Source organism: Brevundimonas subvibrioides, from assembly GCF_027271155.1.
GTDB lineage: Bacteria > Pseudomonadota > Alphaproteobacteria > Caulobacterales > Caulobacteraceae > Brevundimonas > Brevundimonas subvibrioides_D.
Genome location: NZ_CP114542.1, coordinates 1,099,169 through 1,119,592, shown reverse-complemented (window position 1 = coordinate 1,119,592; position 20,424 = coordinate 1,099,169). Strand labels below are relative to the sequence as shown.

At 68.0% G+C, this 20,424-nt stretch carries 23 protein-coding genes; 16 read left to right on the top strand and 7 right to left on the bottom strand.

What is annotated here, in order from left to right; genetic code table 11:
* The first annotated feature begins 64 nt into the window (after positions 1–64).
* Positions 65–1,051 (top strand): cysteine synthase A, encoded by a 987-nt coding sequence (gene cysK / locus O3139_RS05565; RefSeq protein ID WP_269516001.1) that lies wholly within the window; start codon positions 65–67, stop codon positions 1,049–1,051.
* 84 nt (positions 1,052–1,135) lie between these two features.
* On the opposite strand, the gene O3139_RS05560 is transcribed toward cysK, so the two are convergent.
* The 3 genes from O3139_RS05560 to O3139_RS05550 all read right to left on the bottom strand — a co-directional run bounded on the left by O3139_RS05560 (position 1,136) and on the right by O3139_RS05550 (position 2,616).
* Positions 1,136–1,516, bottom strand: coding sequence for a hypothetical protein (locus O3139_RS05560; RefSeq protein ID WP_269515999.1), 381 nt, complete (start codon positions 1,514–1,516; stop codon positions 1,136–1,138).
* A gap of 155 nt (positions 1,517–1,671) precedes the next feature.
* Positions 1,672–2,121, bottom strand: a complete 450-nt coding sequence (locus tag O3139_RS05555; protein ID WP_269515998.1) for a hypothetical protein — start codon at positions 2,119–2,121, stop codon at positions 1,672–1,674.
* Positions 2,122–2,205: 84 nt separating this feature from the next.
* Positions 2,206–2,616 carry a hypothetical protein gene (locus tag O3139_RS05550; RefSeq protein ID WP_269515997.1) on the bottom strand — a complete coding sequence of 137 codons (411 nt, stop codon included), beginning with the start codon at positions 2,614–2,616 and terminating at the stop codon, positions 2,206–2,208.
* A gap of 379 nt (positions 2,617–2,995) precedes the next feature.
* On the opposite strand from O3139_RS05550, the gene O3139_RS05545 reads away from it, so the two are divergent.
* Together O3139_RS05545 and O3139_RS05540 are read left to right on the top strand one after the other, a co-directional pair.
* Positions 2,996–4,228, top strand: a complete 1,233-nt coding sequence (locus O3139_RS05545) for a DUF2336 domain-containing protein (protein ID WP_269515996.1) — start codon at positions 2,996–2,998, stop codon at positions 4,226–4,228.
* 171 nt (positions 4,229–4,399) lie between these two features.
* A complete protein-coding gene (locus tag O3139_RS05540; protein WP_209323135.1) occupies positions 4,400–4,831 on the top strand; it encodes a MucR family transcriptional regulator in 432 nt (143 codons plus the stop codon).
* A 57-nt stretch (positions 4,832–4,888) separates the two neighbouring features.
* On the opposite strand, the gene O3139_RS05535 is transcribed toward O3139_RS05540, so the two are convergent.
* Positions 4,889–5,329 (bottom strand): SufE family protein, encoded by a 441-nt coding sequence (locus O3139_RS05535; RefSeq protein ID WP_269515995.1) that lies wholly within the window; start codon positions 5,327–5,329, stop codon positions 4,889–4,891.
* A 189-nt stretch (positions 5,330–5,518) separates the two neighbouring features.
* Between O3139_RS05535 and O3139_RS05530 the strand changes: the two genes are divergently transcribed.
* The gene (locus tag O3139_RS05530) at positions 5,519–7,240 is read left to right on the top strand and encodes a sensor histidine kinase (protein ID WP_269515994.1); all 1,722 of its coding nucleotides are present in this window, start codon (positions 5,519–5,521) and stop codon (positions 7,238–7,240) included.
* Between the two features lie 44 nt (positions 7,241–7,284).
* Here O3139_RS05530 and O3139_RS05525 read toward each other — a convergent pair whose 3' ends face one another.
* Positions 7,285–8,175 carry a hypothetical protein gene (locus O3139_RS05525; RefSeq protein ID WP_269515992.1) on the bottom strand — a complete coding sequence of 297 codons (891 nt, stop codon included), beginning with the start codon at positions 8,173–8,175 and terminating at the stop codon, positions 7,285–7,287.
* A 56-nt stretch (positions 8,176–8,231) separates the two neighbouring features.
* On the opposite strand from O3139_RS05525, the gene O3139_RS05520 reads away from it, so the two are divergent.
* The 3 genes from O3139_RS05520 to O3139_RS05510 all read left to right on the top strand — a co-directional run bounded on the left by O3139_RS05520 (position 8,232) and on the right by O3139_RS05510 (position 10,824).
* Entirely contained in the window at positions 8,232–8,561 is a 330-nt protein-coding gene (locus O3139_RS05520) for a DUF1491 family protein (RefSeq protein WP_269515991.1), read from the top strand.
* Positions 8,562–8,704: 143 nt separating this feature from the next.
* Positions 8,705–9,073 (top strand): hypothetical protein, encoded by a 369-nt coding sequence (locus tag O3139_RS05515; RefSeq protein WP_269515990.1) that lies wholly within the window; start codon positions 8,705–8,707, stop codon positions 9,071–9,073.
* A gap of 104 nt (positions 9,074–9,177) precedes the next feature.
* Complete coding sequence (locus O3139_RS05510; protein WP_269515989.1) at positions 9,178–10,824, top strand: peptide chain release factor 3; 1,647 nt, start codon at positions 9,178–9,180, stop codon at positions 10,822–10,824.
* Here O3139_RS05510 and O3139_RS05505 read toward each other — a convergent pair whose 3' ends face one another.
* The gene (locus O3139_RS05505; RefSeq protein WP_269515988.1) at positions 10,825–11,865 is read right to left on the bottom strand and encodes a Fic family protein; all 1,041 of its coding nucleotides are present in this window, start codon (positions 11,863–11,865) and stop codon (positions 10,825–10,827) included. It abuts the gene before it with no gap.
* 193 nt (positions 11,866–12,058) lie between these two features.
* Here O3139_RS05505 and O3139_RS05500 point away from each other — a divergent pair, with 193 nt between their 5' ends.
* Positions 12,059–12,259, top strand: coding sequence for a hypothetical protein (locus O3139_RS05500; RefSeq protein WP_269515987.1), 201 nt, complete (start codon positions 12,059–12,061; stop codon positions 12,257–12,259).
* A 54-nt stretch (positions 12,260–12,313) separates the two neighbouring features.
* Positions 12,314–12,985, top strand: a complete 672-nt coding sequence (locus tag O3139_RS05495) for a hypothetical protein (RefSeq protein ID WP_269515986.1) — start codon at positions 12,314–12,316, stop codon at positions 12,983–12,985.
* 46 nt (positions 12,986–13,031) lie between these two features.
* Here O3139_RS05495 and cysQ read toward each other — a convergent pair whose 3' ends face one another.
* Positions 13,032–13,838, bottom strand: coding sequence for a 3'(2'),5'-bisphosphate nucleotidase CysQ (gene cysQ, locus O3139_RS05490; RefSeq protein ID WP_269515985.1), 807 nt, complete (start codon positions 13,836–13,838; stop codon positions 13,032–13,034).
* Positions 13,839–13,902: 64 nt separating this feature from the next.
* Between cysQ and chpT the strand changes: the two genes are divergently transcribed.
* The 7 genes from chpT (at position 13,903) to O3139_RS05455 (ending at position 20,346) form a co-directional block, all read left to right on the top strand.
* Positions 13,903–14,571, top strand: a complete 669-nt coding sequence (gene chpT / locus O3139_RS05485; RefSeq protein ID WP_269515984.1) for a histidine phosphotransferase ChpT — start codon at positions 13,903–13,905, stop codon at positions 14,569–14,571.
* 90 nt (positions 14,572–14,661) lie between these two features.
* A complete protein-coding gene (locus tag O3139_RS05480; RefSeq protein WP_269515983.1) occupies positions 14,662–15,033 on the top strand; it encodes a response regulator in 372 nt (123 codons plus the stop codon).
* A 32-nt stretch (positions 15,034–15,065) separates the two neighbouring features.
* Positions 15,066–15,881, top strand: coding sequence for a CheR family methyltransferase (locus O3139_RS05475; RefSeq protein WP_269515982.1), 816 nt, complete (start codon positions 15,066–15,068; stop codon positions 15,879–15,881).
* 81 nt (positions 15,882–15,962) lie between these two features.
* Positions 15,963–17,849, top strand: a complete 1,887-nt coding sequence (locus tag O3139_RS05470; protein WP_269515981.1) for a M20/M25/M40 family metallo-hydrolase — start codon at positions 15,963–15,965, stop codon at positions 17,847–17,849.
* Positions 17,850–17,907: 58 nt separating this feature from the next.
* Positions 17,908–18,600: a class I SAM-dependent methyltransferase gene (locus tag O3139_RS05465; RefSeq protein WP_269515980.1), complete on the top strand. Its 693-nt coding sequence runs from the start codon at positions 17,908–17,910 to the stop codon at positions 18,598–18,600.
* A gap of 69 nt (positions 18,601–18,669) precedes the next feature.
* Positions 18,670–19,455, top strand: a complete 786-nt coding sequence (locus tag O3139_RS05460) for a DUF1223 domain-containing protein (RefSeq protein ID WP_269515979.1) — start codon at positions 18,670–18,672, stop codon at positions 19,453–19,455.
* Between the two features lie 81 nt (positions 19,456–19,536).
* Positions 19,537–20,346, top strand: coding sequence for a DUF4344 domain-containing metallopeptidase (locus O3139_RS05455; RefSeq protein WP_269515978.1), 810 nt, complete (start codon positions 19,537–19,539; stop codon positions 20,344–20,346).
* Positions 20,347–20,424 lie beyond the last annotated feature (78 nt).

The following is a 20,424-nucleotide window of genomic DNA, read 5'->3' as shown; positions in this document are numbered from 1 at the left end:
GGCGATTCTGCACAAAGTGCACGATCTGCACTCAAATTCTGAGCGACCCACCGGAGCCTGCCCGATGTCCGACCTGCCGCCCGCCTACGACACCGTCCGCCACGCCACCCACGGGCGGGGCAAGGTCTATGACAGCATCCTGGACACTATCGGCGACACACCCATCGTCGGCCTGCCGCGCCTGTCGGCCGAGTACCAGCCCAGGGCCCGCGTGCTGGCCAAGCTTGAGTTCTTCAACCCCATCGCCTCGGTCAAGGACCGGATCGGCGTGGCCATGGTCGAGGCGCTGGAGGCGGCGGGTCGGCTGAACGCCGACAGCGTCCTGATCGAACCGACCAGCGGCAACACCGGTATCGCCCTGGCCTTCGTCGCGGCCGCCAAGGGCTATCGACTGATCCTGGTCATGCCGGAATCGATGTCGATCGAGCGTCGCAAGATGCTGGCCCTGCTGGGCGCCGAGCTGGTCCTGACCCCCGCCGAGAAGGGCATGAAGGGGGCCATCGCCCAGGCCGCGGAACTGCTGGCCAACACCCCGGGTGCCGTCAGCCCCTCGCAGTTCGAGAACCCCGCCAACCCCTCCATCCACCGCGTCACCACGGCCGAGGAAATCTGGAACGACACGGGCGGCACGGTCGACATCGTGGTCTCCGGCGTCGGCACCGGCGGGACGATCACGGGCGTCGGCCAGGGCCTGAAGGCGAAGAAGCCCTCGGTCCGCATGATCGCGGTCGAACCGACCGCCTCGCCCGTGCTGTCGGGCGGCGAGCCGGGCCCGCACAAGATCCAGGGCATCGGCGCGGGCTTCATCCCCGCCATCGTCGATCGCTCGGTCATCGACGGCGTCGAACAGGTCTCCAACGAGGACAGTTTCGAGATGGCCCGCAAGGTCGCCCGCGTCGAAGGCATTCCCGTCGGCATCTCCTCCGGAGCCGCCCTGACCGCCGCCTTCTGCCTGGCCGCGCTTGAGGAAAACGCCGGCAAGACCATCGTCGTCATCATCCCCAGCTTCGCCGAACGCTACCTGTCGACGGCCCTGTTCGAAGGTCTGTGAGTCCGGGGGAGGAGAAGAGGGTCACAGGGACAGCCGAGACCGCCCGTCCCTGCCTGCTCACTCCGTCCAGTCATCTCGCCGGGCTCAAAGGTAGAAATTCTCCCGTTCCCAAAGCGCAGCCACCTTCCGCGCCGCACCCCCTTCGTCCTGGCCGAAGATGTCGACGGACGTGACCGTGGCCCCCTGACAGCTGACCTCGATCCTCGAATAGCGTGCCAGCGTGGCGAGGCGTCGGTTCCAGCGCTCGATCCGCTCGACCGTCAGGGCACTGTCGGGCCGGACATGTGACAGGATCGACACCCGACCCCGTCTGATGACCACATCGACATGCCCCGTTTCCGCGTCGCAGACATAGTCGTGGCGCACGCGCTCCTCGGTCGGCGATTCAAGCCGGTCGACCGTCGGGGGACTCCAGCTTTGCTGGATCAGGCCGAGCGCGAGGATCAATGAGAGGGTCAAGGGCATGGTGTTCCAGGTGCGTCGTCACCGGACTCTGTAGATCACGAAATCATCAACCCATCCGGCGCACAGGTTGTCCTAGGGTCTGGGTCTCCCCGCTCCATTTTATGCCCATCCCGAACATCTTTCGCCCGCCTTGGCGCACTGCATCTGTCGAAGAGTTATCCAGGGGCCTCGGCCGAAGGGGCGATGTGGGTCTGATCAGTCGGGGGATCGTCCCGCCACCATTGGCCACCCCGCCAAAACAGGCCGATCGTCCTGGCTAACCCTTCGCCCCGGCTGAAACCCCTTATCGAAACACCGATCCACGGCCCCCGACACGACAGCGAGTAGGACTGATAGATCGCAAACTCGGCAAGCCAGCCGTTCAACTGCTGCAATGCCTCTTGTGATGCGGTTACCCGATCGACCGTGAACGACTGAACGCGCGGTGAACCCTGAAAGCCAGGCCGTTCAATCACGATGCGGACCTCTCCAGCATCGCAGGAATAGGTTCCTGTCTCAATGCCTGGCGCAGCCAGCAGATGAACTCCCGACCAGGGTGGCGGCACAGCCGCTGACTGGATGGCACTGCCGGCAAGCAGAGTTGCCAGGGCGAAAGAAGCCGTCATGGGCATTGTGTTCCAGGCTGATAGTCACCGGACTTGAACCCCTCTATTCGATGACCCTCGCGGCAAGCCATCGAAGGGATCTATTCAAGGCTGGCGATACAATTCGTTCGGGTCGGGATAGCGGTTCATCTGGCCCTGATACCAGTAGACGGACACGCTGATCGGGCCGTCGATCTGCGTGCGCGTGCCTTGAATCTCAAGATTCTCGTTCTCTCCCACGCAGACAAAGCGCTGGGAGACCATCTTGCGCATCGGGGCGAGCCAGGCGTTCCACCGCGCGAGTTGTTCGGGCGAGGCCTGACCGGCCGCCCCCCGATAGGACACCACCGAAACCCGGTCCTCGGTCACCTCGACCCGGAAGCGGACCTCGGTTTGCCCACACGTGAAGCGGGATTCCGTTTCGCCGATGTGCGGCGGCAGATAGTGGATCAAGGGGGTCGGTCTGCCCTGGGGCTCGGGGAAGGTCAGCAGTGCGAGAAAGGAGATTATGGGCATGCGAAGTTGGGGCGGACGCCGTTGACGATCACATCATCCACCGGGGTTTCGGGGCCGTCCGGCAGAAAAAAGGGGTGGTCGCCACCCTTGACCACGAGTCCGGGATCCGAGTTCCAGTCGAACGACGCGGGTCGCAGCCCGGAATGCGGGTCGAAGGACCCAGGTGCGTCCGCGGGTCCGTTTGGGATCTCGAACAACCAGTCCATATCCGTGCCCATCCGGATTCGATCGGCACAACCATAGAGTTTGGCGGAGGCGAAACAAGCAGGCTGGCATAACGTTGTCGTGAGAACCTGGTTATGCGATTCCCCATTCGTTGAGGCGCGCCCGGCCTCGCTGTCATCGCCGGTTAACCCGCACGGCGCTACACTGCCTCGACATGTCCAATCCGGCCCCAACCTCCGCGCCTGATGCCCCGCCGGCGGTCGCCCCGCCCACGGCCGCCCGCGCGCGTTATGCGCTGCTGAAGCGGCTGGCCGATGTGGTGTCGTTGCCCGCCAGCCGGGTCAACACCTTCGAGCGATCGGTGGTCGGGGATCTGCTGGTCGAGATGCTGCGACTGGCGGCCCCGCGAGAACGCCATCGCGTGGCCCAGCGCCTGGCACCGCTCGGCGAGGTGCCCAACAGCCTGGCGCGGATGCTGATACGCGACGAACCCGCCATCGCCGGCCTGCTGATCGAGGGCTGCGCCTCCCTCAGCGACGCCGACCTGGTCGCCTGCGCCCGCGACACCGGCATCGAGCACCGATTCCTGATGGCCAGCCGACGCGGCCTGTCGGAGGTCGTCACCGAGACCCTGATCGCCTACGACGAGGCCCCGGTGATCGAGGGGGTCCTGAGGAACTCCACCGCCCGCCTGTCCCAGAGCGGGGTCGAGGCGATCGTCAGCCTGAGCCGGTCCTCGCCCGAGCTGTGCGGCCATCTGCTGCGCCGGTCAGAGCTGCGACCGTCCGGGGCCTATGTGATGTTCTGGTGGTGCGGGGCAGAGGACCGGAAAACCATCCTGCAGCGGTTCGCCGTGTCGCGCGAGGTCATGCAGGAGGTCGTCGAGGACGTCTTCGCCATGGCCGCCGACGAAGGCTGGCAGGACCCGGTGTCGCGCAAGGCCCTGCAGTTCATCGAGCGCCGCCAGAGGAACCGTTCGGCGGTCCAGAAGAGCCCCTATGGCAGTCTGGAAGATGCCGTCGCCGAGGCCGCCAGGACGGGCCTGAGCCGCGAGATTGCCGCCGAGATCGCCTATCTGGCCGGCATCAAGCCCCTGACCGGAGCCAAGATTCTGGGCGACGTCGGCGGTGAACCCCTGGCCATCCTTTGCAAGGCCACCGGCCTGTCACGGGTCGATCTGCAGACCCTGTGGCGTTCGATACGGCGGCCTGAGACCCGGGCCGACGGCTCCGTGCATCCCGACTGGGAGCGGGTGCAGATCACCTATGAGATGCTGGCGGTCGATCGCGCCCAGACGGTTCTGCGCTACTGGAACTGGTCACTGTCGTCCGCCCTGTCACCCGCCTTGCTGAAGGCGATCCGCGAGGGCGACGACGAAAGCGTCGACGACTATTCGGCGCCCGAACGCGCGGCGATGATGGCCCTGTCCGAAAACTTTGGCCGTTGATCTCCGGCGAGGCCGGTGCGCGTCTATAGTCAAGATTGCTCTTGTCCGGTCGTTCTCTTGAAGAAGACGCGGCGACGCATTGCTTTCAGATTGAAATATCAGTATTTCCCGAATCACAATCGCCACAGTGCGACAAGTCTAGGCAGGGAAATGACGATGGACGCGACAAGAATGGACGACCGGTCCGAGCTTCTGGAAATGACGGCGGACATCGTGTCGGCCTATGTCGGCAACAACAGCGTGTCGGCCAATGATCTGCCGTCGCTGATCTCCAATATCCATGCGGCACTGAGCCAGGTCTCGACCGGCGTGGTCGAGGTGGAGCCCGAGGTCAAGGAACCGGCCGTGCCGATCCGCAAGTCCATCAGCCCCGATTTCCTGATCTGCCTGGAAGACGGCCGCAAGTTCAAGTCGCTGAAGCGCCACCTGCGCACCAAGTATGACATGAGCCCCGAGGAATACCGCGCCAAATGGGGTCTGCCGAAAGACTATCCGATGGTCGCCCCCAACTATGCCAAGGCCCGCTCGGACCTGGCCAAGCAGATGGGCCTGGGCCAGGGCGGCCGCAAACCCGCCCGCGCGCCGCGCGCCGCCAAGAAGTAACAGGCCTCTACCGCTTCGGTGGTCGCCCTCCCCCGTGAAGAACGGGGGAGGGTTTTGTTATCCGGCAGCCATTGCCTCCTGCCGGATGCGGCCGACCATGGCGTTCAGGCCATTGGCTCTCTGACGGGTCAGGGCCTGCGGCAGGCCCAGCCGGTCCAGCGCGGCCCTGGCGTCGAAGGCCAGGATCTCCGGACCCGTGCGGTCGGAATAGAGCTTCAGCAACAGGGCCACATTGCCCTTGGAGATCGCGCTGTCGCTGTCGGCGCGGAAGGTCAGGCGGTCGCCCCCCTTCCCGTCCCCGGTGCGGCCTGACGCCAGCCAGACCTGGGCGGCACACCCCGGCACCTTGTTCGCCTCGACCCGGTCCTCATCCGGCAGCGGAGCCAGATCCTTCCCCAGATCGATCACATAGGCGATGCGCTGTTCCCAGTCCTCCAGCACGTCGAAGTCCTCGATCAGCTCGGCCAGGGTGTCGTCGATCGTACCAGCTTCGGTCATGGCGCGCAGATAACCCCGGCATGGGTTAAGGACAACGGGGCGGATCGTCCCCGGCGGCCCGGCCTGCCGTCCCCGTTGGGGGTTCGCCCCACGCGGGTGCGGGCTTTGGACGACTCATACGCAGGTCTAGTGTGGGGTTCGGTGCGACTCCCCTGCCCCGCCTTTCGCCCGAAGGCTCCGGACCCACGCTTGACCTCACCCGCCCCCTCATCGCTGGACGACAAGGACGGTCTGGCCAAAGGCGCAGGGCCCCGTGCGACGGTCGCCGAAGGCGTGCCTGCCCTGGCCGCATGGCACGGGGCATGGACGGCGGCGATCATGCTGGCCACCCTGGTGGCGATCTGGATCGGTGCCCTGGGTGGCCCCGCTGCGATCGGCGGCCTGGCCATGCTGATCCCTGGCCTGGCGGGACTGGCACTGATCCGCTGGGACGGCACGGGCGAGCGTGCCCTGGTCCTGGTGGTCTGGACGCTCTTCGCCCTGGCCGCCTCGGTGCTGTCGGGCGGTCTCGGCGGACCTCTGGTCGGGGTCATCGCCATGCCGTTCGTGGCCGGCCTGGCGCTGGGCGGGCCGAGGCACGGCGTGCGGCTGGCGCAGGGCGGTGCCCTGGGTTCGGCCATCGCCGCAGGGGGCGGTCAGCTGTCCGCCTGGCTGGTCGGAGCCCCCCTGACCAATATCGGCGTGGCCACCGGCTCGGCCCTGCTGGCGGCGGTCGCGGCCTGGCTGGCCATGCGCCTGGCGTGGCGGATCCGCGAGACACGGCTGGTGGTGGCTGAGGAGACGACCCGCCGGATCGAGGCCCTGCTGACGAGCCAGCCGGGACTGACCCTGGTGCTGGAACCGTCGGGACGCGTCCAGGGGGCCTATGGCTCTGCGCCGCCCGCGCTGAACGTCGATGCGCTGTTCGAACAGGGGCTGATCGCGGCGGTCCATGCCCCGGACCGGCGCCCGCTCCTCGACGCCATCGATACGGCGCTGCGCGGACACCCCGCCCAGATCAGCCTAGCCCCGCGTCAGGCGCTGGACCGGCGCGTCATCCTGATCCTGCGCCGGGCCGACGATGCTGCCGGTCGGCCGCGCCTGATCGCCCAGGCCTTCGACGGTACCCGCCAGTTCGCCACCGAGATCGGGCTGGAGGCGGCCCGCGCCGAGGCCGAGGCCCAGAACGCCGGCAAGACCCGCTTCCTGGCCAATATGAGTCACGAACTGCGCACCCCCCTGAACGCCGTCCTGGGGTTCAGCGACGTGATGCGCCAGCGCCTGTTCGGGCCCCTGTCGCCGAAATACGCCGAATACGCCGACAACATTCACGAGGCCGGATCGCACCTGCTGGACCTGATCGGCGACGTGCTGGACGTGTCAAAGATCGAGGCCGAACGCTACGAGCTCAGCCGCGAGGCGTTCGATGCGCGCGAGGTCGTCTCGGCCGCTGTGGCCCTGGTGCGCGTCGCCGCCACGGACAGGGGCGTCACCCTGGCCAGCCTGCTGCCGGACGATCCGCTCGGCGTCGACGCCGACCGCCGGGCCCTGAAGCAGATCACGCTGAACCTGCTGTCCAACGCCATCAAATTCACGCCGTCCGGCGGGTCCGTGACCCTGACGCTGGAGACGATCGGGCCGTATCTGGAGCTGGTCGTGGCCGACACCGGCGTCGGCATCGCCGCCAGCGACCTGAAGCGCCTGGGTCGTCCGTTCGAGCAGGCGGGCGAGGCCGATCAGCGGGCCAGAGGCACAGGCCTCGGTCTGTCGCTGGTCCGCGCCCTGGCCGAACTGCACGGGGGGCGTATGAGCATCGACTCCACCCTGGGCGAAGGCACGGCCGTCACGGTGCGCCTGCCGGTGGTGTCCGTGGGCAGGGCCGGGCCGCCGGAAGGCGGGGCGGAGATCATTCCGCTGAACGCGGGAGAATAGCTGCGGCGTCGTTTCCCCTCCCCGCAGGGAGAGGGACGAAGATGTCAGACCGTCCCCAACGCCACGAACGCCCGCGCCGCGGCGAAGTCGCCAGCCTCGAAGGTGGTGGTCGCGACGCTGCCGTCCCGGAACAGGAACTCGACCAGAAAGGGCTCGCGCGGATCCAGTGTGGCCAGGGCATCGGCCCCGGTCTGGGGGAAGCGCCAGATCTCGCCCTGGGTCCGGCCGGTGGCCAGCAGGGTCGGGGCTGCGGCAGCGGTTCCGGCCGACCAGACTTCCTGGCGCGCCGAGACCGGCGGCAGGACTCCGGCCCCGGCGGCGGTCAGCCACGGGCGCGGAGCCAGGGCCGGGTCGCGCATCACGATCCGCGCCGCATAGGGCCTCGGTCTTCCGACGAAGGACACCACGGCCGACAGGACGTTGCCGCCAAACACCGTACCGGGCTGGGGCGGACTGGCGCTGAGGCCGAACCGGACCGGCGAGGCCCCGACCACCGAGGGCTGGACCAGTCGCCAGGCAGCATCCTCGCGCCGGACGCGGTCGGCGGTCCAGGTGGCGCGGTCGCCTATGAAGTCCATGCGCGGAATGCGCTGCCATCCGGCGAAGGCGTCGGCGACCCGGTCGCGCACCATTGCCAGCTCGGGGTTGGCGCAATCCACCCGCGCGGCCCGGTAACGGGCGCGGGCGGCGGTCTCGTTCAGGGTGGCCTCGGCCACGCCGCCCCTCAGGGCAGCGCCGCGCGACTGCAGCGTCGCCGCCGTCAGCGCCCCGGCGACCGGTGCCTGGAACAGACGACATTTCCGGTCGGCGGCCAGGACGAAGGTCCGGTCGTAATAGGTTCCGCCGCCCTCGGCCGCAGCCAGGACGGGCGACAGGGCCAGGACGGCACCGATGGTCACGGCGCTGGCGATACGGGAGAAACGGCCTATCCTCATGGGACCGACCGTAACGCCATGACGTTCCGGTCCCGTTTCCGAGCAGGGTTACCGATTTGCTTCTGAACTCAGACCTGTGGGTCGGCGCCCTGATCCGCAGGGCCGGGATCGAGGGGGCCAATGCCACGGTGGTCCGCAAGGGGGATGCGCGCGCGGGATCCGTGATCGTGAAAGCCTACAACACGTCGGAGCGCACGGCGCGCCTGTTCAGCGAGGCTTTCGGGCAGGATGGCGACCGGCTGTGGATCGAGCCGGTGAAAGGTACCGAGAGCGAGCTGGACGCCTATGTCGAGCGTCAGCGCGGCTATGACCCCGACCTGTGGGTGGTCGAGATCGAGGACCGCCAGGGGCGGCACTTTCTGACGGAAAGGGTCGAGGGAGAATGATCCTCCCCGTCCCTGCGCTTCGGCGCGGATAACCCCTCGCTAACCCCGTTCGGACACAGAACCGAAAACCAACCCGGTGCATGGTGACGGTTGTCGACAGAGCCGTCGGCGTCGACCGGGTGGCTTTCCCTATGCTGTTTCTCATGAACGACGTTGTGTTCGACCTGGACGAGGCCTCTCCGGTCACGTCGGCCGATGCGCGCCGGTTCGAGAAGCTGGGCTTCGACTATCTGATGGAACTGGGCTGCGAGCTGTTCGCCGGGGACCCGCTGTTGCACCGGAACGATCCGGAGCGGGCGCGCCGACTGGCCTGGCTGATCCACGACCGGTCGCCCGAGGTGAACGCTGCCCTGTTCGCGGCACCGGATATGGACTGCGATCCGGCCCTGGTCGAGCCGCTCTTCTGCGCCCTGCCCGCCGCAGTGCTGAAGCAGCTCAAGGCCAAGAGCGGCAAGGGCCGTCTGGACGCCGCCGCGGCCGACCGCGCCGTCTGGGGTCGCATGGCGGCCTGATCGCCGGGCTAAAGCCGCAAGCGCCCCTGGCGCGGGTCCGGTCATGCCGGACGGATACGGGCCACGCGTGACTTTCGCGGGCGCGCGCGCTACCTCCCGCCCCCATGTCGAAACTGACCCTCGCCGAGGAGGCCGCCCGCCGGCGAACCTTCGCCATCATTGCGCACCCCGACGCCGGCAAGACGACGCTGACGGAGCATATCCTGCTGTCCGGCGGGGCCATCCGGGCGGCGGGGGCGGTGCGGGCGCGGGGCGAGAACCGGCGGACCCAGTCGGACTGGATGAAGATCGAGAAGGAGCGCGGCATCTCGGTCAGCGCCTCGGTCATGACGTTCGAGCACACCACGTCCGACGGCGTGGCCAAGATGTTCAACCTGCTCGACACGCCGGGGCACGAGGACTTCTCGGAGGACACCTATCGCACCCTGACGGCCGCCGACTGCGCCATCATGGTGCTGGACGCCGCCAAGGGCATCGAGCCCCAGACGCTGAAGCTGTTCGAGGTCTGCCGTCTGCGCGACATCCCGATCATCACCTTCATCAACAAGCTGGACCGGGAGGCCCTCGATCCGCTGGAGCTGCTGGACGAGATCGCGTCGAAGCTGCAACTGGACCCCGCCCCCGTCTGGTGGCCGGCCCAGAGCGGCAACCGCCTGCGCGGCATGGTCGAGATGGGCACCGGACGGTTCCAGCCTTATGCCCGCAAGGTCCCCGGCGCGGTCGAGGATGCCGGCCATCCCCCTCCCCTGCCCCTGTCCGAGGCCGCCCGCTATTTCGAGCCGGGCGAGCAGGAAGAGCTGATTGAGGCGGCCGAACTGGTGACCGGCGGCTACCCCGCCTTCGACCGCCAATCCTTCCTCGAGGGCCATATGACGCCGGTCCTGTGGGGCTCGGCCCTGCGCCACTTCGGCATCGACGAACTGCTGGCCGCCATCGGCGAATGGGCGCCCCCGCCGAAAGTCATGCCGGCGCGCAAGGAGGCCCCGCCCGAGACCCGCAACGCCCCGGCCCCCGTCGAACTGACCATCCAGCCCGGCTCGGACGAGGTCACCGGCTTCGTCTTCAAGGTCCAGGCCAATATGGACCCCAACCACCGCGACCGGATCGCCATGTTCCGCATGGCCTCGGGCTCGTTCAAGCGCGGCATGAAGCTGAAGGTCCAGAACACCGGCAAGCAGCTGTCGGTCAACGCCCCGATCATGTTCTTCGCCAGCGACCGGGAACTGGCCGAGGACGCCTTCGCCGGCGACGTGATCGGCATTCCCAACCACGGCGTGCTGCGCGTCGGCGACAGCCTGTCGGAAAGCGGGATGATCCGCTTCGCCGGACTGCCCAACTTCGCCCCCGAAATCCTGCAGCGCGTCCGGGTCAAGGATCCGCTGAAGGCCAAGCACCTGAAGAAGGCCCTGGACGGTCTGGCCGAGGAAGGCGTGACCCAGCTGTTCCGGCCCGAGATCGGCGCGGACTTCATCGTCGGTGCGGTGGGCCAGCTGCAGTTCGAGGTCATGGCCGACCGGCTGGGCGAGGAATACGGCCTGGAAGTCATCTTCGAACACAGCCCCTATGCCGAGGCCCGCTGGATCGACGGAGAGAAGGCCGACGTCGAGGACTTCATGGGCAAATACCGCGGCCAGATGGCCCGCGACATCGACCAGGCCCCGGTCTTCCTGGCCAAGTCGAGCTGGGAGACGGGCTATGTGATGGAGCGCTTCCCCAAGGTGGCGTTCACCAAGACGAAGGAGCGGGGCTGACTACAGCTCGCGGAACAGGGCGATATAGTCCTCGTACACGAAGATGCGGTTGCGTTGCTGGCCCGTCGCCTCTCTCAGAATGCCGAGCCTCTCCATGTCCCAGACGATGGTATTGGCGTTCGCATAGCTGACGCCCAGCACCCTGACCGCCTCGTTCACCTCGATATAGGGATCGCGATACAGCCGCTCGAGGAGCCGGATCGCCTTGCCTGCCCGCGCGCCCATTTCATTGACGATCGCGTCGCGATGCGCTTCCCGAAGACTGAGAATGCTCTTCGCCAGACGGGCCGCGTCCAGCGCCGCTTCGGCCACGCAGTCCAGAAAGAAGATCAGCCATTCTTCCCATGCGCCGTCGTCGCGAACGGCCTGAAGTCGCCTGTAGTACTCCTCACGCCGCCTTTTCAGGGTCAGTGAGACATAGAGAACCGGCTTGCCCAGAACCGACCGCTCGCAAAGCAGGAAGGTGATCAGCAGCCGTCCCAACCGGCCGTTTCCATCGACAAAGGGGTGGATGGTTTCGAACTGGGCGTGGGCCAGCCCGACCTGAACCAGCAACGGCAACTCCGTGGGCCGGTGCAGGAAGTCTTCAAGGGCCCCGATCTGATCCGGCACCGTCTCGGGCGGCGGTGGCACGAACACGGCGTCCGACAGTGTCGCCCCGGCGGCCCCGATCCAGTTCTGTGTGGTTCGAAATGCGCCGGGCGTGGCGTGCCCACCCCGCACGCCCGACATCAGGATTTCATGAATCTCCCGCAACAGCCGACCGGATACCGGCAGTTCGGCCAGTCGGGCGATGCCGAAATTGAGAGCGGCGGTATAGTTGATGACCTCGTTCACATCGCCCAAAGGCCTTTCGCCCCGCAACCGGGCTTCTGCGGCGACAAGGTCATCGAGCGAGGCCTGTGTGCCTTCGATCTGACTGGAAAGCACCGCCTCGCGCCGGACATACATGGCCGTGAACAGTTCGGGATGCGGCAGGGTCTCCACCGCGCCGTCAAGTCGGCCGAGCGCGAGATCGGCGCGACTCAGCGACGCCGTCACCGGCCCCTTCAGATCGAGATCGGGCGGCGGAAGGACGTCCGGGATGAAGGCCCTATAGCCCCGCGTCTGCCGGACATACCGCCCGGCCCTCTGACTTCGCCCCCTCGCACCGCTATGTTCAGAATGGCTCATAGCGCCGTATCACTCGCTCCATATTATTCGATCTGTATAATATGGAAGCCTGGAAGTGGCTATGTTTTTCATCCGTCAAACAGCGCCCGCGCCGGGCGGAGCCGCCGCCGACGTCGAGGCCTTCATGGGCAAATACCGCGGCCAGATGGCCCGCGACATCGACCAGGCCCCGGTCTTCCTGGCCAAGTCGTCGTGGGAGACCGGCTATGTGATGGAACGCTTCCCGAAGGTGGCGTTCACCAAGACGAAGGAGCGGGGCTGAACCGTCAGGTTTCGTGCCATTGTTCTGTCGCGACCGCGTGGTCCAAGGGACTGTATGAATGCTCGATCGACACGCTCCGGAACGGTTCTGGCCCTGACGGGCGGTGCCATCCTGTTCGCTGCGGGCGCCTCGGCCCAGGATCAGGGCAGCGCCACGACCCGGGCGCTGAACACCGCCCCGGCGCAATCCACGTTGAACCCGCGCCTGAATGCCCGGCCGCCTGTGGACCAGACGCCTGCGGCCCGTTCGCCGGCGGGCAAGCCGAAGCCCCCGCAGGCACGCAGCCTGGACGACGTCCTGGCCGACCTGCTGGGTCCGGACGCCACAGCCTCCGCCCCCGGTGTGACCCTGGCCGAGGGCGAGACCGAGCCCGAGCCCATCCCGCTGGCGCTCGGCTACTATGCCCGGGGCGACAAGGACTGCGCCGAGGTCTGGCCGGGCGATGGCGACCTGGCCTTCGCCACCCCGACGTCCTTCACCATCGACTTCGGCGGCTGCGAGCCGGGACAGTGGCTGCAGACCGGTCCCAACAGCTGGCGCGAGGACCAGCGCTGCCAGACCGAACTGGGCGGCGACGCCGGGGCCTATACCATCAGCTATGAGGTCCTCGACGCCGGCACCCTGAAACGCACGGCCCGCCTTGCGCTGGACGGCAGCGTCGAGGAAGACCAGTGGACGCACTGCGCGCCCGCCGATGTTCCCGAGAATGCCCGCTTCGCGCCCTGACCCGGCCCCGCCCCGTCGGCAGGCCCCGAAGGACCGGCCCCGGGGCCTATCCGCCCATCGCCACGAACCCGCCGTTGGCGAACCCCGGCTTGCCATAGGCCAGGGGCGATCCGTCCGCGGCCAGAACCCGGCCACCGGCCGCTTCCAGCACCGCCTGGCCGGCGGCCGTGTCCCATTCCGACGTGGGGCCGGTGCGGGGATAGGCGTCGAAGCGACCCTCCGCGATCAGACAGAACTTCAGCGACGAGTCAGTCCCCTGCCACCGGGTGCAGCCGTGGCGCGACGCGAGGCGGGCCGCCTCCGCATCGGTGACGCTATGGCTCAACAGGGCGATGCCTTCGTCGGGACGGTCGCGGACCTTGATCGCGCGCCAGGGGTCGTTGCCCGTCTCGGCATAGCGCCGCATCTCGGCCGTGCCGTCAGACGTGGTGCGCCAGGTGGTCGAGGTGGCGGGCGCGGTGACGACACCGGCGACCGGGCGACCGTCGTGGATCAGGGCGATGTTGACGGTGAAGCTCTCCTTGCCCGCAACGAAGCCCCGTGTGCCGTCCAGCGGGTCGATCAGCCAGAAGACGGCATCGGCGCTGGCCGGGCGACCCTCGGCCTCCGACTGTTCCTCGGCTACGGCCTGGATGTCGGGATACAGGGCCGCGAGCCGCGACAGGATCAGGGCCTCGGCCTTCTGGTCGGCCAGGGTCACGGGGCTGTCGTCGGCCTTGGTGAAGACCGCTCCGCCCGCCCGCCAGTAGGGCAGGATCACGCGTGCAGCGTCCTCCGCGATCGCGGCGAGGTGGTCATGCAGGGCACCGGAGGCGAGGTCGGCGGCCAGGGCGGCAGGCAGGGAGGCGATCATTTCGCCGGGGATAGACCATGCAGGGTGGTTTCGCGAAGGGGCAAATCACCCCATCCTGGCACCCATGAACGATACCGACTTCGACATCCCGCTCGACGCCCTGTCCCTGGATGGATCTGAACTGGCCAGCCTGCTTGTGGCCAAGCTGTGTCACGATTTCATCAGCCCGTCGGGTGCCATCGTGTCGGGGCTGGACCTGCTGAACGATCCGACCGCCCAGTACATGCGCGACGACGCGATCGCCCTGTTGACCGACAGCGCCCGAAAGATGGTGGCCCAGGTCCAGTTCTTTCGCGTGGCTTTCGGCGCGGCGACCACCGCCGAACGGTTCACGGGTGACGAGCTGAAGGCGCTGGTCGACGGCGTGACCCGGGACGGGCGGGCCAGGCTGGACTGGCAGCTGGAGGTTGCGGATTTCGGCAAACCCCAGGCGCGAGCGCTCGTGAACCTGGCCTATCTGACGGCCGCGGCCCTGCCCATGGGCGGCCAGGCCGTGGTCTCGGCGCGGATAGGTGCAGACGGTCTGGTTCTGACGGGTACCGCCGAGGGCGCCCGCGCCCGGCTCAAGCCGGAGGCAGCGACAGGTCTGGCCGGACAGCGGTTGACCGAGGGCCTGACCGGTCAGTGGGTCCAGCCTTACTGGCTCTGGCTGACCCTTCAGCAGCAGGGCGGATGGCTGGACGTCGAGACGGTGGAGGGCCGTGTCGTTTTGACGGGAACAATGCCGTCTTAATCGACGCCACCAACGAGTCATTAACCGCCCGGACCCGATTATGGAGTCGAAACGGCGAAGCTGATTCCGGCCGTTGGGAGACGACACACCGTGGATGTCCGGACCTGCCTCATCGTCGACGACAGCCGGATCATCCGGAAGGTCGCGCGCCGCATCGTGGAGGGTCTGGGGTTCGAGGTCGACGAGGCCGCCGACGGCATCGAGGCCCTGTCCTATTGCGTCGGCCTGATGCCCGACGTCATCCTGCTGGACTGGAACATGCCGGTCATGGACGGTCTGACCTTCATCCGACGCCTGCGCGACCAGGCGGGCGGCGACCACCCGAAGGTGCTGTTCTGCACCATCGAGACGGCACCCGAACGCATCGCCGAGGCTCTGGGCGCGGGCGCCGACGACTACATCATGAAGCCGTTCGACGGCGAAATCCTTCATTCCAAACTGTCCGAAGTCGGAGCCATCTGAAGCCGACCCATGCCCGCCCCCGCCGTTCAGCTATGACCCAGGACGACTTCGATCGTCTGCAGGCGCTGCTCTCCTCGAGGGCCGGCTTCCGGCTGGGCCGCGACCGGATCCATCTGGCCGAGCATCGACTGGCGCCCGTGGCACGGCGCGAAGGCTTCGACAGCGTCGAGGCCCTGCTGGCCACCCTCTGGGTCAAGCCGGTGGCATCGCTGGGCTGGGCGGTCATCGAGGCCCTGCTGAACCCCGAAACCTGGTTCCGGCGCGACCGGGCCGTGTTCGACACCTTTGCCCGGGAGCTCCTGCCGGCAATCGGCCGTGTCCGTCCCGAGGGCCGCGTACAGGTCTGGTCGGCCGGATGCTCCAGCGGTCAGGAGGCCTATTCCCTGGCCATGGCCGGTCTGGAGGCCGGGGCCAATATCGACGTCATCGCCACCGACCTGTCGCAACGCGCGCTGGACAAGGCACGATCGGGTGTCTTCAGCGCCTTCGAGGTGCAGCGCGGCCTGTCGGCCCGGATGATGCTGCACTGGTTCGAACCGGCCGAGGACGCCTGGGCGGTGCGACCCGCGCTCAGGAACGTCGTTCGCTTCGCCCGCCACAACCTGCTCGACGCGCCGACCGACGACGCCCGGTTCGACATCATCGTGTGCCGCAACGTGCTGACCGAGATGGAGCCCTCCAGGCGCGGACAGGTGGTCGACTATCTGGAGCGCCGCCTGGTCGATGACGGCGTGCTGGTGCTGGGGGCCGAGGAGCGCATCGACGGCGACACCATCGCCTTCCGCCCCGTCGGCGGGCGGAGCGGCCTGTATGTAAAGTCCCCCTCGGCGGTCAGCCGGGCGGCGTAGGGCGCGCGTCCCCCGCCGGTTTGGGCATCGACACGGTCCGGCTTCGCCCCCTATCCTGACCGGGTATCGGGGATGACGAACATGCGGTGGGCTCTGTTTCTGGGTTCCCTGGCGCTCGCGCTGGTGATCGGGGTCTGGGCGCTGCAGGTGCCTGCACCGCGCGACGCCAGCGCGTCCCCCACCGAATTCTCGGCCCGGCGCGCCATGGCCGATGTGCGCCAGATCGGTGCCCGCCCCCACCCCGTCGGATCGGCCGACCATGCGCGCGTCCAGGACTATCTCTTCCAGCGGATGGCGTCCCTCGGTCTGAATCCGGTCCTCCAGGCCGGAGCCCTGTCGCCCGAGGCGATCGAGCGCCTGACCCGTTGGGGCGGCGATCCGGAGGCGGCGGGCAATGTCGCGGTGGACATCGTCGGCATCCTGCCCGGGCGCGATCCGGGCGCGGCGGCCGTCGTACTGATGGCCCACTACGACAGCACCTGGGGCTCGCCGGGCGCGGCGGACGATGGCGCGGGCGTGGCGGCGGTGCTGGAAGCCGTCCGGGCCATCAAGGCGCGCGGTCCGGCGGACCGGACCCTGGTCATCCTGTTCACCGATGCGGAAGAACTGAACCTGGACGGCGCGCGCCTCTTCTTTTCGGAAAATCCCCTGCGCGACCGGATCGGGGCGGTTGTCAATCTTGAGGCACGCGGCGGCGGCGGCCGGGCGATGATGTTCGAGACCGGCCGGGGCAATGCCGAAACGATCGCCCTGTTCACAAAGGCCGCAAGGAAGGCCGACGGCGGCGCGACGTCCAACGCGCTGTCGATCTTCGTCTATGAGAACATGCCCAACGGCACCGACTTCACCATCCCGAAGAACCGGGGCATCGGCGGGGTCAACTTCGCCTTCATCGGCCGCCCGTCGCAGTACCACTCCCCGAGCGCCACACCCGAAAACCTCGACCAGGGCGCGTTGCAGCACCTGGGCTCCCAGGCGCTGGAAGCGACCGACGCGCACGTCCGTGCCGACGCCCTGCCCGTCGCGGGGGCCAATGTCGTCTATGGCGACGTGCTGGGCCGGATCTTCATCGTCCATTCGACCGGGCTGGGGTGGACGCTGCTGGCCGTCACCGCGGCCCTGCTGGCCTTTGCCGCCTGGGGGGCCCGCCATGCGACGGGCGTCACCGCCGCCGATGTCGGACGCGGCCTGCTGTCCGGCCTGTGGCTGCTGGCCATGGGGATCGTGGTGACCCATGGCGTGCGGGCCCTGGCCGGGCCGTCCGTCGCGCGGGCAGAGTCGGCCGAGGTCTATTACACCCTGCTGAGGCGTCTGCCCTGGATGGAGGCGGGGACGGGCCTGGCCGTGGTGGCGGTGGCCCTGGCCGCGCTGGCGGGACGCGCCGCCCTGGGGCCCCGATTGCTGGCGGGGGTGGTGATCGCGGCCGTCATGGCGGTGATGGTGATGAATGGCTTCGACGCCGTCGTGCTGGGCGCGGGCGGCGTCGCCATCGCCCTGTCGACCTGGAGCCAGACTGCCCCGAAGACCCCATGGGGCGGATGGCTGGGGCTGATCGCCCTGATCCTGCTCCTGGGGTGCGTCGCCCAGACGTTCGCCCCTGAGGCGGCGCTGATCTTCGTCTGGCCCGGTCTGGTCGCGGCCCTTGCGGCGGCCGCCTGCGCCCTGATCGGGGCGCGGCTGCAGAGCGCCCGCTCCCTGATCCCGGCGGCGCTGGCCACGGTTCTGGGCGGGGCGTGGATTGTGACTCTGGCCCATCCCGTCTTCCTGGGCGTCGGTATGGACATCCCCGGCGTCCTGGCCCTGATGGCGCTTCTGGTTCTGCTGTTCGCGCGTCCCCTGGCCCCGGAGCATGGGCGGGCGACGCTGGCGGCGGGGGCGGCCGCCTGTCTGATCCTGGCCTGCGGTCTGTCCCTGACCGCGCGCTATGTCGAGCCCATGCCCGCGCCCGTCGCCGGCGGCCCGACTTAGGCTCCGGTTAAGGCTGTGACTTAAGCCGGACGAAAACCCCGTCCGGTATCAGGGTCGCATGAACCTGATCCACGCCCTGCAGGACAATACCGATCCCAACTCGCTGGTGTCGCGGTTCCGCCGCGCCCGCGCGCGCCGCATCGTCGATCTGATCCAGCGCATCCATGCCCGCAAGGGCGCGGTGTCGATCATCGATCTGGGCGGAGAGGCCAACTACTGGACGCTGTTCGACCGGGCGTTCCTGGACGCCTGCAAGGTCCGGATCACCCTGGTCAATCCCGGCGGCATCGACGAGACCGCCGACCCCGCCTTGTTCGAGATCGTCGACGGCGACGCCTGCGACCTGCCTCAATATGCGGACCACGCCTTCGACCTGGTCCATTCCAACTCGGTCATCGAACACGTCGGCGACTGGGCGCGGATGGAGGCCTTCGCCGCGTCCTGCCGCCGCCTGGCCCCGGCCTACTATGTGCAGACGCCCTATTTCTGGTTCCCGGTCGAGCCGCATTTCAGCGCGCCCTTTTTCCACTGGCGCTCGGAACAGAGCCGGGCCCGCGCCCTGCTGAAACGCAGCCATGGCTTTTCGCCTAGGGCCCGGGACATGGGCCAGGCGATGCGCGACGTTCAGCACGCCCGTCTGCTGGACAAGGGACAGTTCCGGTTCCTGTATCCCGACGCCGTCCACCACGACGAAGTGGTCGCGGGCATGACCAAGTCGCTGATCGCCGTGCGCGCGCCGACATCGCACTGACATCGACCACGCGGTAACCTCTGCGACGCGCCCGGCGAAGGCCGGGGCAGATCGTTCGAGAGACCCGCCATGACGCGCCCTGTCCGCATCGCCACTCTGTCCAGCCACCCCGACCTGCGTCGTCGGCTGGCGCTGTTCGCCAGCATCGGCGTCGTCGCCGCCGCCCTGATCGCGGGTGGGAGCACAGCGCGGCCGGCCGACCCCACCCCCATGGCGTCGCCTCCGCCCGCCGCGTCGGGTCTGACGGTGGTGGAACTGTTCACCAGCCAGGGGTGCAACGCCTGCCCGCCCGCCAACGCCAATCTGGTGACCCTGTCGAGCCGACCGGACATCCTGGCGCTGAGCTGGAACGTCACCTACTGGGACGGCCTGGGCTGGAGGGACACCTTCGCCCAGGATTCCTTCACCCGCCGCCAGCGCGACTATCAGCGCGGCCTGGGCACTGACAATGTCTGGACGCCCCAGGTGGTCGTCGACGGCCGGGACCACGTCGTCGGCCAGCGCATGGCCCAGATCCAGGGCCTGATCGACCGGCACCGCCCCTTCTCCGGGCCGACCGTTCAGTTCCGCGACGGCGCTGTCGGCTTCGCGGGCGGAGCCGCGCCCTCCGTCCCCGCCGACGTCTGGCTGGTGCGCTACGAGCCGCGTCCGATCAATGTGCCGGTGGAGCACGGCGAGAACGGCGGCCGCACCCTGCCCCACGCGGATGTGGTGCGCGAACTGGTCCGCCTGGGCGACTGGCGGGGTCAGACCGTCGGCTATCGCCTTCCGGCCACGACCCGCGCCGGTCTGGCGACGGCCGTTCTCGTCCAGGCCCCGAATGGCGGTCCGATCCTGGCCGCCGCCCGGGGCTGATCTGACGTCGCCTGACGGCGGACCTCGACCCCATTGTGACCGGCCCCCGTATGACTAAGGTCGCGGCAGGGGAGACTGATCATGAAAAAGACCATCACGGGCCGCGTCGGCGGCATGGGCCTCGCCGTCGCAGCCGCTGCCTTCGTCGCCTTGGGGGCCTGTTCCAGCGAGAGCGTGGCCGCATCCGGCCAGGACCGGGGGGATTTCGTCGTCCGCCCGGCCGAGCTGACCAGCGACGACTATACCGAACTGGCGGAACAGCTGTCCGAGGAACGCTGGCTGGAAGACGTCGCCGATGTGCTGAACGAGAGCCTGAGTCTTCCGGTCGACATCGGTATGCGCTTCGCCGAATGCGGCGAGAACAACGCCTACTACATCCCCGAGGATCGCGAGATCCAGATCTGTATCGAGATGTTCGATGGCGAACGCGAGACCTTCGCCGCCTATTACGACACCGATGAGGAGATCGAGGACGCGGTCAACGGATCGTTTCTCTTCACCGTCTTCCACGAAGTCGGCCACGCCCTGGTGGACGTTCTGGACATCCCCTTCACCGGCCGGGAGGAGGACACCGCCGACAGTCTGGCGGCATGGTGGCTGATCGACGGCGACGACGGCGAGGAATCCGCCATCTCCGGCGCCCTCAGCTTCTATACCGACCCCGAAGAGGCCGGCGATCTGGAGGAGAGCGATTTCGCCGACGAACACTCGCTCAGCCAGCAGCGGTACTACACCCTGACCTGCCTGGTGTACGGCTCCGACCCGGACAAATACGCCAACCTGCTCGAGGAGGAGTGGCTGACGCCCGAACGCGCCGAACAGTGCCCCGCCGAGTTCGAGCGCCTCACCTCGACCTGGTACACCCTGCTGGACGCCCATCTGAAGGAGTAGACGGCCGCCCGCTGCCCAGTCCTGCTAGGGTGCCTTTGTCAGACGCTGATCCTATTGGGTCTGTGACGGCGCTGACAG

What these genes read in the sequence shown, in the direction of transcription:
- O3139_RS05465 (WP_269515980.1), top strand. Translation starts at nt 17,908, where the DNA reads ATGAACCTGATCCACGCCCTGCAGGACAATACCGATCCCAACTCGCTG.
- O3139_RS05550 (WP_269515997.1), bottom strand. Translation starts at nt 2,616, where the DNA reads ATGCCCATAATCTCCTTTCTCGCACTGCTGACCTTCCCCGAGCCCCAG.
- O3139_RS05460 (WP_269515979.1), top strand. Translation starts at nt 18,670, where the DNA reads ATGACGCGCCCTGTCCGCATCGCCACTCTGTCCAGCCACCCCGACCTG.
- O3139_RS05545 (WP_269515996.1), top strand. Translation starts at nt 2,996, where the DNA reads ATGTCCAATCCGGCCCCAACCTCCGCGCCTGATGCCCCGCCGGCGGTC.
- O3139_RS05555 (WP_269515998.1), bottom strand. Translation starts at nt 2,121, where the DNA reads ATGACGGCTTCTTTCGCCCTGGCAACTCTGCTTGCCGGCAGTGCCATC.
- O3139_RS05455 (WP_269515978.1), top strand. Translation starts at nt 19,537, where the DNA reads ATGAAAAAGACCATCACGGGCCGCGTCGGCGGCATGGGCCTCGCCGTC.
- cysK (WP_269516001.1), top strand. Translation starts at nt 65, where the DNA reads ATGTCCGACCTGCCGCCCGCCTACGACACCGTCCGCCACGCCACCCAC.
- O3139_RS05525 (WP_269515992.1), bottom strand. Translation starts at nt 8,175, where the DNA reads ATGAGGATAGGCCGTTTCTCCCGTATCGCCAGCGCCGTGACCATCGGT.
- O3139_RS05470 (WP_269515981.1), top strand. Translation starts at nt 15,963, where the DNA reads ATGCGGTGGGCTCTGTTTCTGGGTTCCCTGGCGCTCGCGCTGGTGATC.
- O3139_RS05510 (WP_269515989.1), top strand. Translation starts at nt 9,178, where the DNA reads ATGTCGAAACTGACCCTCGCCGAGGAGGCCGCCCGCCGGCGAACCTTC.
- O3139_RS05495 (WP_269515986.1), top strand. Translation starts at nt 12,314, where the DNA reads ATGAATGCTCGATCGACACGCTCCGGAACGGTTCTGGCCCTGACGGGC.
- chpT (WP_269515984.1), top strand. Translation starts at nt 13,903, where the DNA reads ATGAACGATACCGACTTCGACATCCCGCTCGACGCCCTGTCCCTGGAT.
- O3139_RS05475 (WP_269515982.1), top strand. Translation starts at nt 15,066, where the DNA reads ATGACCCAGGACGACTTCGATCGTCTGCAGGCGCTGCTCTCCTCGAGG.
- O3139_RS05560 (WP_269515999.1), bottom strand. Translation starts at nt 1,516, where the DNA reads ATGCCCTTGACCCTCTCATTGATCCTCGCGCTCGGCCTGATCCAGCAA.
- O3139_RS05535 (WP_269515995.1), bottom strand. Translation starts at nt 5,329, where the DNA reads ATGACCGAAGCTGGTACGATCGACGACACCCTGGCCGAGCTGATCGAG.
- O3139_RS05515 (WP_269515990.1), top strand. Translation starts at nt 8,705, where the DNA reads ATGAACGACGTTGTGTTCGACCTGGACGAGGCCTCTCCGGTCACGTCG.
- O3139_RS05500 (WP_269515987.1), top strand. Translation starts at nt 12,059, where the DNA reads ATGTTTTTCATCCGTCAAACAGCGCCCGCGCCGGGCGGAGCCGCCGCC.
- O3139_RS05540 (WP_209323135.1), top strand. Translation starts at nt 4,400, where the DNA reads ATGGACGACCGGTCCGAGCTTCTGGAAATGACGGCGGACATCGTGTCG.
- cysQ (WP_269515985.1), bottom strand. Translation starts at nt 13,838, where the DNA reads ATGATCGCCTCCCTGCCTGCCGCCCTGGCCGCCGACCTCGCCTCCGGT.